Here is a 15,130-nt window from a genome sequence, read left to right as displayed (position 1 = left end):
GGGGTCAGACCAGGCCGGTCGCGTAGTACAGGCCGATGATGAAGAACACCGCCAGGGTCTTGATCACGGTGATCGCGAACACGTCCTTGTACGACTGGCGATGGGTCAGGCCGGTGACCGCCAGCAGGGTGATCACCGCGCCGTTGTGGGGCAGGGTGTCCATGCCGCCGGAAGCCATGGCCGCGACCCGGTGCAGCACGTCCATGGGAATGCCGGCGGCATTGGCGTTGACGATGAAGCTGTCGGCCATCGCGGCCAGGGCGATGCTCATGCCGCCCGAAGCCGAGCCGGTGATGCCGGCCAGCGCGGTGACCGAAACCGCCTCGTTGACCAGCGGGTTCGGTATCGCCTGCAGCGCATTGGCCACCACCAGAAAACCGGGCAGGGCCGCGATCACCGCGCCGAAGCCATATTCCGAAGCGGTATTCATCGAGGCCAGCAGGGCGCCGCCGATGGCCGACCTGGTGCCTTCGGCGAAACTCGCCATGACCGGCCGCCAGGCGAACAGGATCACCGCGACTATTCCCACCAGCAGCGCGCCCTGGACCGCCCAGATCGCGGCCACCTTGGAGACTTCCTGGACCACCGGCGCGGGGTTGCCGATCACCGCGGGCACGAACGACTGGCTGTCCCCGTAGAAACCGGGAATGAGTTTGGTGAAGGCGAAGTTGGCCACGCCGACCAGCACCAGCGGCAGGATCGCGATCAGCGGATGGGCCAGCTTGTCGCCGCGGAAGGTTTCCGGCTCGTTGCGCAGGTCGCCGCCGTAGCCTTCGCCCGCGCGCATCGCCACGCGACGCCGCCATTCGAGGTAACTCATGCCGAGCAGCAGGATGAACACGCCGCCCAGCGTGCCCAGCACCGGCGCGGCCCAGCTGGTGGTGCCGAAGAACGAGGTGGGGATGATGTTCTGGATCTGCGGTGTACCCGGCAGCGCGTCCATGGTGAAGGTGAAGGCGCCGAGCGCGATGGTGCCGGGGATCAGGCGCTTGGGGATGTCGCTCTGGCGGAATAGCTCGGCCGCGAACGGATACACCGCGAACACCACCACGAACAGCGATACGCCGCCGTAGGTCAGCAGCGCGCAGACCAGCACGATGGACAGCATGGCGCGCTGCGCACCGACGACCTTGATGGTCGCGGCGACTATCGACTTGGAGAACCCGGAGATCTCGATCAGCTTGCCGAACACCGCGCCGAGCAGGAACACCGGGAAGTACAGCTTGAGGAAGCCGACCATCTTGTCCATGAACAGGCCGGTGAACATCGGCGCGACCAGCGCCGGGTCGGTCAGCAGCACCGCGCCCAATGCCGCGATCGGCGCGAACAGGATCACGCTGTAGCCGCGATAGGCCACGAACATCAGGAAACACAACGCGGCCAGCACGATCAGGAACGACATCGGGAAGCTCCGGTGAAGCGGTCAAGGGTGAAGTCGGCAACTGCGCTGCCGGTAAATGGCCAGAGCCAAAAGTGACGAGCTTTTCTTCACCCTTCGCTATTTACCCTTTACTTTCTGCACAGCGAGTATCCGCAGCGCGGTGCATCGTCCCCACTGTACGAAGGTACAGGTGCCTATCCGGGCCGCAATCACTAGCCTTGCCTGCGAATCGGCCGCATCGGCCCACTACGTCGTACCCGGGAGAGGGGAAACAAATGAAGCGTAAACATCTGAGTCTGGCCATTGCCTGCAGCCTGCTGGCACCGGCGGCATGGGCGCAGGACGTACCTGCCGCCACCGGGCAGGTCGCCAAGGATCCCACTACGCTGGATGCGATCACGGTAACCGCACGCAAGCGCGAGGAAACATTGCAGGAAGTGCCGGTCGCGGTCACCGCCTTCACTTCGGAAGCGTTGGACAAACTCAACATCAACGATATCGGCGATCTCGATGCGCAGGTGCCCAACCTGACCATCTATGCCGCGCGCGGCTCCAGCAGCACCGCCACCGCCTACATCCGCGGCATCGGCCAGGCCGATCCGCTGTGGGGCGTGGACCCGGGCGTCGGCATCTATCTGGACGACGTCTACATCGCGCGTCCGCAAGGCGCGCTGCTCGACGTGTTCGACGTCGGCCGCATCGAGGTGCTGCGCGGTCCGCAGGGCACGCTGTACGGCAAGAACACCATCGGCGGCGCGATCAAGTACATCTCGCGCGGACTGCCGACCGAAACCGAGGGCTTCGCCCAGATCAGCGTCGGCAACTACAACCAGCTCGATGCCAAGGCCGCGATTGGCGGTTCCATCGGCGGCGCCGATAGCGGCCTGCGTGGTCGTGTGGCGGTGGCCAGCATGAACCGCGATGGTTTCGGCACCAACACCGAGACCGGCCAGGAGGTCAGCGACAAGGAAATCAACGCGGCCCGCTTCCAGTTGGGCGCTTATGCCGGTGACGATTTCGATGTGCAGTTCGCCCTGGACTGGATGGACGACCAGTCCGGCATGCGCGGCGCGAAGATGCTGGCCCCGAATCCGCTGGCTCCGGCTTATCCGCCGACCGACGACCGCTACGACATCCGCAGCGGCATGAAGAACGTCAACGACACGGTGATGAAGGGCGCGTCGGCCACGGTCAACTGGCGTCCCAACGACGACTGGGCGTTCAAGTACGTGATCGCCAAGCGCGAATCCGATACCGAGACCAACATCGATTTCGACACCACGCCGCTGACCCTGGTCGACGTGCGCGCGTTCTACAGCGACAGCCAGGTCAGCCATGAGCTGCAGGCCAACTTCGACGGCGGTGGCCGTGCCCGCGGTGTGATGGGCATCTATGCCTTCGACGGCGATGCCGGCGGCCAGGTGCTCAACCACTTCTTCAACACGCTGCTCCCGGTCGGCCTGACCAATCCGCTGTTCGGCGACACCCAGGGCGTGGTCAACACCAAGAGCTTCGCGGTCTACGCCGACTGGACGTTCGACCTGACCGACCGGTTGAAGCTGGACGCGGGCCTGCGTTATACCGACGAAGACAAGCATGCCGTCGCCCTGAACCGTTTCTACACCGGCCTGGACTACAACACTTCCTGGGGCACGGCGGCCAACTTCGACAAGACCGTGAACTTCAAGAACGTGTCGCCGAAGATCTCGCTGGACTACCAGGTCACCCCCGACATCATGGTCTACGGCCTGGCCTCGCGCGGCTTCAAGTCCGGTGGCTTCAACATCCGCGCCAACACTACCGCGGTACCGCGTTCGGGCGAACCGTTCGACGACGAGAGCGTGGACAGCTTCGAGATCGGCAGCAAGATGGGCTTCTTCGACCAGAAGCTGTTCCTGAACCTGGCAGCGTTCCACAACGTCTACAAGGACATCCAGCTGTCGGTGTTCACTTCGTACACGCTGCCGGGCGGTGGCTCCAGCTTCTTCGGCGATTTCACCAATGCCGGCAAGGGCACGGTCAACGGCGTCGAGGTCGAATACCAGTGGCTGCCAACCCAGAACTGGCTGATCAGCGGGAACCTGGCCTGGCTGGATGCGAAGTACGACGAGTTCATCAGTGCGGGAGTGGACATCGCCGACACCCAGGAATTCACCAATGCGCCGGAATTCTCGGGCGCACTGAACGTCGAATACCGCACGCCATTGGCCAATGGCGGCAACTTGTCGGCGCGCGTGGGCTATACCTACCAGAGCGAGGTCTGGCCGACCACCGACCTGAGCCCGGCGATCAGGCAGGATGGTTACGGCCTGGTCGGTGCGGGCGTGATCTGGAAGGTCAATGATGCCTGGCAGTTCTCCCTGCAGGGCAGCAACCTGGCCGACAAGGAATATCGGACCACCGGTTACAACATCGCCGCGTACGGCGTGTTGACCGGCTTCTACGGCGCGCCGCGCCAGTACACCCTGAGTGCGCGCTACGATTTCTGATCGGGACGGGGCGGCAGGGTAGACCGACAGCGGCGGGCGAAAGCCCGCCGCTGCTGCGTTATGCTTCAAGGAGTCCGTAGAGCCGAGCTTGCTCGGCTGCTCCTGTCAATGGATCGAAAGCAGCCGAGCAAGCTCGGCTCTACGATGCGCTTCGCCAGAACGACCATGACCTTGCCCACTGATCGCGCCACCGCATGCTGAGCTTCTGGACCGTCGCCTTCGCCAGCGTGGTCTGGCTCGGACTGATGTTCGGCACGGCGCTGTACGGCGAACGCCATCCCACGATCTTCGCGCGGCACTGGCGGCATGTGTATTCGTTGTCGCTGGCGGTGCATTGCACTTCCTGGACCTTCTACGGCACCGTCACCCAGGCCGCGCGCTACGGCTGGCCGCTGCCGCCGACCTTCCTCGGCGCGATCCTGTTCTACGGATTGGCGGTGGCCTTCATGATCCGGCTGGTCAAGCTGGCGCGCGAGACCAACGCCACTTCTCTGGCCGACCTGATCGCCACGCGCCTGGGCAAGGACGCATGGCTGGCGGCGACGGTGACCCTGGTCGCCGTGCTCGGCCTGATTCCCTACATCGCTCTGCAGCTGAAGGCGATCGCGATGAGTTTCGCCACGTTGACGGTGGAGGCGGGCGATGCGGTGGAAGCGGTGCCCGCCTGGCGCGACAGCGCCTTGTACGTGGCCCTGGCCATGGCCCTGTTCGCGATGCTGTTCGGCACCCGCCGCGCCAACGCGGCCGAGCACAACCGCGGCCTGGTGCTGGCGATGGCGTTCGAGTCGCTGTTCAAGCTGGTGGCGATGCTGGCGCTGGGCGCGTTCGTCTGGTTCGGCTTGAAGTCCATGCCGGCGGCCGCCTTGCCGATCGCGTCCTCGACGCCGGTCGGCGGCTTCGCCCCGCTGGTGCTGCTGGGCGCGCTGGCGATGTTCATCCTGCCGCATCAGTTCCATGTCGGCGTGGTGGAATGCCGCGACGACCGCGACGTGCGTACCGCGCGCTGGCAGTTCCCGTTGTATCTGATGCTGATCGCCCTGCCGGCGTTGCCGTTGGCGCGTGCCGGCACCGCCTTGCTCGGCGACGGCGTGCCTTCGGACATGTACGCGCTGGCCTTGCCGTTTTCGCAGGGGCACGAAGGCGTGGCCCTGTTCGCGTTCCTCGGCGGGCTCAGCGCGGCCACCGGCATGGTCGTGGTCAGCACGCTGACCCTGAGCCTGATGATAGGCAACCACTGGTTCGCACCCGGCCTGTTGCGTGGGGCGTGGTCGCGCGACAAGGGCGGCGACCGTCGCGGCGACCTGCTGCTGCTGCGGCGCGGCGGCATCCTCGCGATCATGTTGCTGGCCTGGGCCTACAGCCGCCTGGACAGCGGCAACGATGCGCTGGCCGATATCGGCGCGGTTTCCTTTTCCGCCCTCGCCACGCTGGCGCCGGCGCTGGGCTTCGCGGTGTGGCGGCCGCAGACGCCGCCACGTGCGGCGATCGTCGGCGTGGTCGCTGCGTTCGTCGTCTGGGCCTGGGTGATGCTGATACCGATGGTCGCCGCGATCTCCGGCAGCGAGTCGACCTGGATGACCGCCGGCCCGTTCGGCCAGGCCTGGCTTTCGCCGCAAGGATTGTTCGGATTGACCGGCTGGAGTCCGCTGGGTCGCGCGGTCGGAGCCAGCCTGTTCACCGGCATCGTCGCGACTTTCATGGCCGCCGCCTGGCGTCGCGAAACCCCGCATCGCACCGGCCGCAACCTGGACCGGCAGGCGTTGAGCGATGCCGGCCTGCGTTTCCTCGCCCGCGAACGCGTCGAGCAGTTGCTGGCAGGCGCTCCGATACAGGGACCGGTTCCCGCATCGATCGAATCGGGGCTGGAACGCGAACTCTCCGCGGTGCTCGGGTCGGCTTCCGCGCGCCTGCTGCTGAACGCGGCGCGGCGCGAGGGCGGGGAACTGGATGCGGTCGCGGCGATCGTCGGCGAGGCCTCGCAGGACCTGCGCTTCAACCAGCAGGTGCTGGAAGCGGCGCTGCAGAACATGAGCCAGGGCATCAGCGTGGTCGATCGCGAGCAACGCCTGGTCGCGTGGAATCGCCGCTACGTGGAAATGTTCGGCTTCCCCGACGAATTGCTGCAGGTCGGCCGCTCGATCGCCGAACTCACTCGCTGGTCGCTGCAGCGCATGCCGCACCGCGGTTCGGACGAGGCCGCCCTGCAGCGGCGCCTGGCCTTCATGCGCGCCGGCACGCCGCACCTGACCGAGCGCGTGTTTCCCGATGGCAGCGTGGTGGAAATCCGCGGCAACCCGATGCCGGGTGGCGGCTTCGTCGCCACCTATACCGACATCACCGCCTCGCGGCTGGCGGAGCGCGAGCTGAAGCAGGTGAACGAGACGCTCGAACAACGCGTGGACGAGCGTACCGCCTTGCTGGAAACCGCCAAGCGCGAGGCCGAGCACGCCAACGACGCCAAGAGCCGCTTCCTCACCGCGATCGGCCACGACCTGCTGCAACCGCTGCACGCCGCACACCTGTTCACCGATGCGCTGTCGCAGCAACTGGCCGATGCGCGGCAGCGCGAATCGGTGCAGCAGATCCGCGGCGCGCTGGATTCGACCACCGATCTGTTGACCGGGCTGCTGGACATGTCGCGGCTGGAGGCGGGCGGACTGGTGCCGGAACCGCGCGATTTCCCGCTGGGCGAAGTGCTGGAGCCGCTGGCGTCGGAATTCCGCGCGCTGGCCGGCGAGCGTGGGCTGTCGTTCGCCTTCGTGGCCACCCGCGCCTGGGTGCATACCGACCCGCAATTGCTGCGACGGATCCTGCAGAACTTTCTGGCCAATGCGGTGCGCTATACGCCATCGGGCGGAATCGTTTTCGGCGTGCGTCGCACGGAGGGTGGCCTACGCGTCGAAGTGCATGACAGCGGGCCGGGCATCGCCCTGGCCGACCAGCAGGCGATCTTCGAGGAATTCCGCCGCGGCGAAGACGCCGGCGGGCAGGGACTCGGTCTTGGCCTGTCGATCGCGGATCGGATCGCACATCTGCTGCATGCGCCGTTGTCGGTGCGCAGCCGGCCCGGCAAGGGCGCGATGTTCGCGGTGGAATTGCCGAAGATGGAGCTGTCGATGACGGCGCTGCTGCGTTCCAGCGCGACGCCGACCCTGGACAAGACCGGTTTGTCGGGACGCCGCGTGCTCGCGCTGGACAACGATCCAGCGGCGCTGGATGCGTTGCGGCAGGTGCTGGCGGGTTGGGGCAGCACGGTATCGGTGGCGCGCGATGGCGCTGAGGCCATGGCCGCGCTGAAAAACGGCGAGACCGACCTGTGGCTGTTCGACTACCACCTGGACGACGGCGATACCGGCGTGCAGGTGGCGCAACGGCTGGCGCAGCGATTCGGCACCAGGCCGTGCCTGATCCTGAGCGCCGACCAGACCGAAGCGGTGCGCCACGCGGTGCAGGAAGCAGGCCTGCCGTTGCTGGCCAAGCCGGTGCGGCCGCTGGCGTTGAAATCGGTGCTGGACCGGTTGCTGGCCGCACGCGCGATGTAGAAGCGATGCGGGAGGGATGTTGTAGGAACGACGCAAGTCGCGAAATCCAGGAAACCCAACACCTTTGATATCCGTAACCCCGGAATCACGCGCGGATCGATGCATTCCGCACAGGATGACGCATCGCCTTCGCGACTTGCGTCGCTCCTACACGGGCATTGTCGGCGCACCCATTTAGAATGCGAGTCTGCTTTCCCGGAACTTCCTCATGCCTTACACCCCCATCGTCGCCACCCTCGGTTACGTGCTGTCGCCCGACCGCTTGCAGGTGCTGCTGATCCATCGCAACGCGCGGCCCGACGACCAGCACCTGGGCAAGTACAACGGACTGGGCGGCAAGATCGAACGCGACGAGGACGTGGTCGCGGGCATGCGCCGCGAGATCCATGAGGAGGCGGGCATCGAATGCGATGCGCTGTCGCTGCGCGGCACCATCAGCTGGCCCGGCTTCGGCAAGAATGGCGAGGACTGGCTGGGCTTCCTGTTCGTGATCACCGAGTATTCCGGCACGCCCCACGCCAGCAACCCGGAAGGCACGCTGGAATGGGTGCCGGTGGCGGACATCATGCAGTTGCCGTTATGGGATGGAGACCGGCATTTCCTGCCGCTGGTGTTCGACGACGATCAGCGCGCTTTCCACGGGGTGATGCCATACCGCGAGGGCAAGATGGTCTCGTGGAATTATTCGCGGGTGTAGGGCGGGGGCCGGCCCGCCTTCCGGAGTACTTGCGATAGCTTGTGGCTGCGGGCCAACCTCGTTTTACGGCATGTTCGCGATAACCTGGAGCGGCGGGCCAGGGCCCGCCCTATGCATACCGTGCGATCGCCGCTTCAGTCCAATGCCTTGAAGTAGACGTGCTGGCTTTTCCTGCGGACGAAACCAAGGCCTTGGTAGAACGGGTGCGATTCCACACGCGCTGTATTGGAGCGGACCATCAGCGTGTGCAACCCCTGTTCGCGGACCCAGGCTTCGGCCGCATCGACCAGCGCCCTGCCCACGCCCGAGCGTCGCGCCTCGTCATCGACCACCAGGCCGACGATTTCCGCCTTCAGGCCCGTCTCCAGTGTGGTGCGCAGTTCGATTCCGATCCAACCCCACAAGCGCTGGCCTCGCGCGGCGACGAAGACATGGCGATCGGCCGCGGACAAAACGGCATCGAGCCGCCCTGCCATTTCCCGTTCATTGGCGGGATAACCCAGCTGCGTGGACAGGCGCGCTACTTCGGCCGCGTCGGCGAGTCGCGCAGAGCGCAATTCGAATGCGTGGTTCGTTGGCATTTCATCCCTCCATCTGCCGCGCTGGATCGCTCAATTCCAGTTCCCGCAGCACAACGCCGGCCTGGGTGCGGTTGCGCACGCCCATGCGCTCGAAGATGGCGGTGAGGTGCGCCTTGACCGTGCGTTCCTGCACGTCCAGGCGGTCGGCGATCTGCTTGTTCAACAGGCCTTCGGCGACCAGGGTCAACACCCGGAACTGCTGCGGCGACAGGCTGGCCAGGCGCGCGGCGAGTTCGGCGTCGTGTCGCGAGGATTGCGCGCGCGCCACCGAGGCGCGCAGTGACGACGGCAACCATTGTTCGCAGGCCAGCACGCTGCGGATGGCGTCGCGCAGTTCGTCCAGGCCGGAGCTTTTGGGCAGGTAGCCGGCGGCGCCATGGTCCAGCGCGCGCCGCACCACGCGCGGGTCGTCGTTGGCGGAAACCACCACCACTGCGACTTCCGGATATTGCGCGCGGATCGCCGCGAGTCCCGCCAGTCCGTGGTTGCCGGGCATGTGCAGGTCCAGCAGCACCAGGTCGATATCCCGGTTCGCTTCCAGCGCGGCCAGCACGCCGTCCAGCGATTCGGCTTCCAGCACCGACAGTTCCGCCACGGCATCGATCGCGGCGCCGCGTAGCGCCGCACGGAACAGCGGGTGGTCGTCGGCGATCAGCAGCCTGGGCATGCGCGCGGTAGGTTCATCGAAGGCGTACGAGTCGGGTGGGGCACCGTACCAGCATAGTGGCTGGCGCAGCGTGGTACCAAAGTACGATGACGCGACCGGCGCGAGCGGTTAGTTTGTAGCCATGAACAATAATCCGTGCCTGCGCCTCGCCGCCATCCTCCTCGCCTGCCTCTCGGCGGCCGCCTGCAGCACCTCGCCCAGCCGGGCGCCTACGAAGGAAGCCGCGATGATCGAACCGCAGCGCGAAACCGAGCATCGCGGCAGCGACGACCTGTTGACCGCCGGCCTGGGACTTGCGGGCCTGCGCGGGATGACGCCGCCGGGTTTCGCCGATGCGGCCGCTCCCACTGCCGAAGAACTGCGGCGGCGGTCGATCTGGAACAACTGGCGCGGCATCGCCGATCTTTCCCTCACTGGCGGTTATGGCGAGGTCTACGGCAGCGTGGCCCACGTGCCGGGACGCGAATTCTCCGCCTTCGCCACCGTTCCGGGCGCGAAACAGCCGCATCGCGTGCTGCTGCAGGTACCCGACAGCTTCGATACCGGGAAACGTTGCGTGGTGGTGACGGCTTCCTCCGGTTCGCGCGGCATCTACGGCTCCATCGCCGTCGCCGGTGCCTGGGGACTGCCGAAGGGCTGCGCGGTCGCCTACACCGACAAGGGCGCGGGCACCGACTACTACGACATCGATACGCATACCGGAGTGAAGCTCGACGGCACCCGCGGTGAACTCGGCGAAACGCTGGCCTTCGTGCCGGAGGTGCCGGTGGGCATGTCCGGCGTGGCCTTCAAGCACGCGCTGTCCGGGGACAATCCGGAAGCCGACTGGGGCCGGCACGTGAAGCAGGCCGCCGAGTTCGCACTGTCGGCGCTGGATCGCGCTTTCCCGCAGGCCAAGCCGTTCACCTTCGAAAATACGCGAGTGATCGCTGTGGGTATTTCCAACGGTGGCGGCGCGGTGCTGCGCGCGGCGGAACTGGACGGCGACTGGCTGGATGCCGTGGTCGCCGGTGAACCCAATGTCTTCCTGCCGGCCCCAGGCAGCCGCACGCTCTACGACTACACCACCGAAGCGGCGCTGCTGATGCCCTGCGCCTTGCTCCATCTTCCCGTCGATTCGCTGCCGCAGCCGCCGTTGCGCGCCCAGGCCGAACCGCTGTGGACCACGCGCTGCAGTGCCTTGAAGAGCGCCGGTCTGGTCAGCGGCGATGATGCCGCCGCGCAGGTGAACTCCGCCTACGACCAGTTGCGCGCCAAGGGCTGGACCGACCGGTCGCTCATTGCCGGCGCTCTAAGCGTCGGCTTCGACCTGTGGCGCGCGGTGGCCGTGACCTATGCCTCCGCCTATGCGCGCGCCGGGATCGGCGAACATCCTTGCGGTTATTCGTTCGCCGCACAGAACCCGGATTTCTCGCCACGCGAGGCGACGGCGGCCGAACGCAGCGCCTGGTTCGCCGACGGCAGCGGCATTCCCCCCGGTGCGGGTGTGGGCATCATCGACACGCAGCTCGCGCCGCCGGATTTCACTCTGCCGGGGTTGCAATGCCTGCGCGGATTGCTGGATGCCGGCGGCACGACCGCCTTCGGCAAGGGACTGGCGGCAACCACCGCCGCATTGCCGCAGAAAGACCTGCCGATGGTGGTGATCCACGGCCTCGATGACGGCCTGGTGCCGCCTGCCTTCAGCAGCGCGCCTTATGTCGCTGCCTCCAAGGCCGCCGGGCGCGAGATCAGCTACTGGCAGGTGAAGCACGCACAGCACTTCGACGGTTTCCTGGCGTTGCCGGCCTATGGCGCGCGTTACGTGCCGCTACTGCCGTATGTGTATGCCGCGCTCGACCAGGTCTCCGCGCAGTTGGACGGCAAGGGCAAACTGCCGGCCGATGCGGTGATCGAATCCACGCCGCGCGGCGCCGGCGCGGTCGAAGCGGAGCAGTTCGCGATACCCGCGCAACCTTGAGTTTCCGCCAGACCCGATCCCCGTAGGAGCGCCCCTTGGGCGCGATGCTCTTCGGCCCGCCTCCACGATCCCGACGAAGAGCATCGCGCCCAAGGGGCGCTCCTACGGGTTGCGGGCTTCACCTGGGTTTTGGCAGTCTGTGTTCCCCGAACGACCATGGGAACGACATGCCACGCCACTTTTCGATGCTGCGCGAGTTCCAGTTGGCCGACTGGTTCACCCTGGGCAATGCCTTCTGCGGCACCGGCGCCGTGTTCGCGGCGATGCGCTATCTGCACGAGGGCGACGTACGCGATCTGATGGTCGGCATGGCGCTGATCCCGTTGGCTTTCATCTTCGATGCGCTGGACGGGCGCATCGCGCGCTGGCGCAAGTCGTCCTCGACCTTGGGGCGTGAACTGGATTCGCTGGCCGACGTGATTTCATTCGGCGTCGCCCCGGCGGCGCTGGCCTATGCCTGCGGACTGCGGGGCGGCTGGGACTGGGTGGTGCTCAGTTACTTCGTCTGCTGCGGCGTCAGTCGACTGGCCCGTTACAACGTCACCGCCGAACAACTGGCGGACGAAGACGACAAGGTGAAATATTTCGAAGGCACGCCCATTCCCACCAGCCTGGTACTGGTGATCCTGCTGGCCGTGGCCGCCGGTTCGGGCGCGATCGGCGAAGCGCTATGGTTCGGCGCGGTCCGGATCGGCCCATGGCTGCTGCATCCGCTGGTGCTGGTGTTCGCGTTGTCGGGCTCGTTGATGATCAGCAAGACCCTGCGCATTCCCAAGCCCTGACACCGGCGCGTGGCGACGCAGGTGCGGTGGTAACGCAGGCAAAACCGGCGATTGCTATGATCGGGGCCATGGCCTCGGAGGAGGGGTGATAGTGAAGTCGGGATTCGGCGATACAGGCGATTTCGAGGCGATGGCACGGCAGTACTGGAGCGCGTGGGGCGATGCGATGCGCCAGGGCGGCATGGGCGGCGCCGCAACTCCGCAGCCCGCACAGCAATGGCAGCAGGCGGTCGACTGGTGGTCGCAACTGTTGCCCGACGGCCGCAGCCAGGCCAACGATGCGGTAGGGCGCTTCAACCAGCAGGCCAGCCAGTGGTTCGGGCGGATGCAGCAGGTCGCCGCGCAATTCGCCGGCCAGGACAGCAGCGCCAGGGAAGTGAGCCAGGCCTGGCGCCAGGCGATGGGCGCCAATGGCGACGGCAATCCCTTTACCGACCTGTTCAAGGCGATGCGCGGGCAGGGTGCGCACGGGATGGACGAGTGGCTGGACCAGGTCAAGCCTTACCTGGAAGGATTCCAGCAGCAGAATCAGCGCTGGCAGCAACTGCCTGCCTTCGGTCAGTACCGCGAGCACCAGGAGCGCTGGCAGGCGCTGCAACTGGCGCAGCAGGAGTACCAGCAGCAGAGCGAGGCCTTCAATGCGCTGATGCTCAAGTGCGCACAGCGCGCTTTCGAGGTGTTCGAGGACAAGCTGATCGCGCACGAGGAGCCTGGCCGGCAGATCACCAGCGCACGCGCCTTGTTCGACCTGTGGATCGATTCCGCGGAACAGGCCTATGCGGTCATCGCCTTGTCGGCCGAATTCCGCAAGGTCCAGGGCGAGCTGACCAATGCGCAGATGCGCCTGCGCGCGGCGATCCAACTGGAAGTGGAGCACATGACCGGCTTGTTCGGCATGCCGACCCGGACCGAAATCGATTCGGCGCATCGCAAGGTCGCCGAACTCGAGCGTGCATTGCGTCGCGCAGCTGCTGCTGCGCGCCCGGTTGCCGAACCCAGGGCAACACGCGCACCCAGGCCGGCAGAGTCGACCGCATCTCCTGCGAAATCCCGATCCCGAAGCGCGACTTCCCCCCTTGCAGGAGCGGTGTTAGCCGGGAAACGGCGCACCCCGACGAAACCAAAATCGGCAATACGCAAGCCTGCATCAAAGCGTAGGACAGCCGCACGCAAACTGGCGGCCAAGCCCGCGGTCATGGAGCAGAAGGCGGCCGCAAAGCAGGTCGCCAAGACGGCATCGGGAAAATCCGTGGCCACGAAACCAGCTGCCGGGAAGAAATCCGCTCCTGTGGCGAAAACCGTCGCCAGGAAGCCAGTTGCAAAGAAGACGGCTCCCGCACGCGCGAACAGCGGGAGGGTGGTTTCGATGAAGGACTGGGTCGCCCGCTACGCGGCGTTGAATACCCCTGACGCCATCGGCAAGGGCAAGGCGCGCAAATGAACGGACCGTTGAACATCACCCCCGATGCCTTGGCCCAGGAAGCCATGATCCTGCAGCAGAAGCTGTCCGCAGGCTTGCGGACCCTACCGGAAGTGGAAGACGTGCAGTACGGCGCCACCGCCAGGCAGGAAGTCTGGCGCGACGGCAAGGTCGTGCTCTACCGCTTCGTCGGCGAGCAGACGCCGACCGCGAAAGTGCCGCTGCTGATCGCCTACGCGCTGGTCAACCGCCCCTACATGGTCGACCTGCAAGCGGATCGTTCCCTGGTCAAGGGGCTGCTGGCGCGCGGCGAGGACGTGTACATCATCGACTGGGGTTATCCGGATCGTTCCGATCGCTTCCTGATGCTGGACGATTACATCAACCGCTTCATCGACGGTGCGGTGGACCACTTGCGGCGCGGCTCCGGCGTGGACGCGGTCAACCTGCTCGGTATCTGCCAGGGCGGCGCGTTCTCGCTGTGTTATGCGTCGCTGCATCCGGAGAAGGTGAAGAACCTGATCACCATGGTCACGCCGGTGGATTTCCACACCCCGGACAACATGCTGTCCAACTGGACCCGGAACATCGACGTGGACCTGTTCGTAGACACGCTGGGCAACGTGCCGGCCGACCTGATGAATTCCAGTTACCTGATGCTCAAGCCGTTCCGCCTGCACCTGCAGAAATACGTGGGCCTGATCGACATCCTCGACGACAAGGCCGCGATCGAGGATTTCCTGCGCATGGAAAAGTGGATCTTCGATTCGCCCGACCTGGCCGGCGAAGCGTTCCGCCAGTTCATCAAGCAGTTCTACCAGGACAACGGCTTCGTCAACGGCGGCATCGAGATCGACGGCGAGGCGGTGGACCTGGGCAACGTGGACATGCCGATCCTCAACATCTTCGCCGAGCAGGACCACCTGGTGCCGCCGGATGCTTCGCGCGCGTTGCGAGGACTAGCCGGTACGCGCGACTACACCGAACTCAGTTTCAAGGGCGGCCATATCGGCATCTACGTTTCCAGCCGCGCCCAGCGCGAGGTGCCGACCGCGATCCACGAGTGGCTGGGCAAGCGCGCGCGTTGATGGGTCGATCCGCGATCATCGGGTTGCTGTTGCTGGGATTCCTGTTGCCGGCATCGGCGGTACCTTCGGCAAAAGCGAAAGCTGAAATCGCGCAGTTGATGGATGCGCTATCGGAATCGGGTTGCCGTTTCCAGCGCAACGGCAGTTGGCATGACGCGGCCGAGGCGCGCGCCCACCTGCAGCGCAAGTACGACTACCTGCTGAAGAAGGGCAAGGTCGACAGCGCAGAGCAGTTCATCGAGCGTGCCGCCAGCGTCAGCAGCATGAGCGGTCGGGCTTACCGGGTGCGATGCGATGGCAAGGAACAGGACGCCGCCGGCTGGTTCAATGGGCAATTGAAGCGTTTGCGGGGCGCAATGTAGGAGCGACGCGAGTCGCGAAATCGATATCAATGATGCTTCATCGCGACTCGCGTCGCTCCTACACGATTCTTGGTGGATGATTGGGGCGCGTGGGCGCGCTAGACTTCCGCCGAACCCGTTCAGGAGCCGCCATCGTGGACCAGGCAAAACCCTTCGCCCGC

At 65.8% G+C, this 15,130-nt stretch carries 11 protein-coding genes; 8 read left to right on the top strand and 3 right to left on the bottom strand.

Annotation, left to right across the window (positions count from 1 at the left end; all coding sequences use genetic code 11):
- Positions 1-4 precede the first annotated feature (4 nt).
- Entirely contained in the window at positions 5-1,402 is a 1,398-nt protein-coding gene (locus CSC74_RS04140; protein WP_162313125.1) for a GntP family permease, read from the bottom strand.
- A gap of 254 nt (positions 1,403-1,656) precedes the next feature.
- Between CSC74_RS04140 and CSC74_RS04135 the strand changes: the two genes are divergently transcribed.
- From CSC74_RS04135 to CSC74_RS04125, 3 genes are all read left to right on the top strand, one after another.
- Complete coding sequence (locus CSC74_RS04135; protein ID WP_162313124.1) at positions 1,657-3,870, top strand: TonB-dependent receptor; 2,214 nt, start codon at positions 1,657-1,659, stop codon at positions 3,868-3,870.
- A gap of 194 nt (positions 3,871-4,064) precedes the next feature.
- A complete protein-coding gene (locus CSC74_RS04130; protein WP_162313123.1) occupies positions 4,065-7,412 on the top strand; it encodes a hybrid sensor histidine kinase/response regulator in 3,348 nt (1,115 codons plus the stop codon).
- A gap of 208 nt (positions 7,413-7,620) precedes the next feature.
- Positions 7,621-8,109, top strand: coding sequence for an NUDIX hydrolase (locus CSC74_RS04125; protein ID WP_162313122.1), 489 nt, complete (start codon positions 7,621-7,623; stop codon positions 8,107-8,109).
- Positions 8,110-8,243: 134 nt separating this feature from the next.
- On the opposite strand, the gene CSC74_RS04120 is transcribed toward CSC74_RS04125, so the two are convergent.
- Both CSC74_RS04120 and CSC74_RS04115 read right to left on the bottom strand, forming a co-directional pair.
- Entirely contained in the window at positions 8,244-8,690 is a 447-nt protein-coding gene (locus tag CSC74_RS04120; RefSeq protein ID WP_162313121.1) for a GNAT family N-acetyltransferase, read from the bottom strand.
- A gap of 1 nt (position 8,691) precedes the next feature.
- Positions 8,692-9,357, bottom strand: coding sequence for a response regulator transcription factor (locus tag CSC74_RS04115; RefSeq protein WP_162313120.1), 666 nt, complete (start codon positions 9,355-9,357; stop codon positions 8,692-8,694).
- Positions 9,358-9,478: 121 nt separating this feature from the next.
- Between CSC74_RS04115 and CSC74_RS04110 the strand changes: the two genes are divergently transcribed.
- The 5 genes from CSC74_RS04110 to CSC74_RS04090 all read left to right on the top strand — a co-directional run bounded on the left by CSC74_RS04110 (position 9,479) and on the right by CSC74_RS04090 (position 14,969).
- A complete protein-coding gene (locus CSC74_RS04110) occupies positions 9,479-11,317 on the top strand; it encodes a 3-hydroxybutyrate oligomer hydrolase family protein (RefSeq protein ID WP_162313119.1) in 1,839 nt (612 codons plus the stop codon).
- Between the two features lie 167 nt (positions 11,318-11,484).
- Positions 11,485-12,099, top strand: coding sequence for a CDP-diacylglycerol--serine O-phosphatidyltransferase (gene pssA, locus CSC74_RS04105; protein WP_162313118.1), 615 nt, complete (start codon positions 11,485-11,487; stop codon positions 12,097-12,099).
- Positions 12,100-12,190: 91 nt separating this feature from the next.
- Positions 12,191-13,540: a class III poly(R)-hydroxyalkanoic acid synthase subunit PhaE gene (gene phaE, locus CSC74_RS04100; RefSeq protein ID WP_246192937.1), complete on the top strand. Its 1,350-nt coding sequence runs from the start codon at positions 12,191-12,193 to the stop codon at positions 13,538-13,540.
- Positions 13,537-14,607 (top strand): class III poly(R)-hydroxyalkanoic acid synthase subunit PhaC, encoded by a 1,071-nt coding sequence (locus CSC74_RS04095; protein ID WP_162313117.1) that lies wholly within the window; start codon positions 13,537-13,539, stop codon positions 14,605-14,607. The genes phaE and CSC74_RS04095 overlap by 4 nt, the downstream gene beginning before the upstream one ends.
- A complete protein-coding gene (locus tag CSC74_RS04090) occupies positions 14,607-14,969 on the top strand; it encodes a YfeK family protein (protein WP_162313116.1) in 363 nt (120 codons plus the stop codon). The genes CSC74_RS04095 and CSC74_RS04090 overlap by 1 nt, the downstream gene beginning before the upstream one ends.
- The last annotated feature ends 161 nt before the right edge of the window (positions 14,970-15,130 follow it).

It is taken from the genome of Pseudoxanthomonas yeongjuensis (assembly GCF_010093345.1).
Classification (GTDB): domain Bacteria; phylum Pseudomonadota; class Gammaproteobacteria; order Xanthomonadales; family Xanthomonadaceae; genus Pseudoxanthomonas_A; species Pseudoxanthomonas_A yeongjuensis.
The sequence above is the reverse complement of the archived record's forward strand: the minus strand, read 5'-3'. Positions and strand labels throughout refer to the sequence as shown.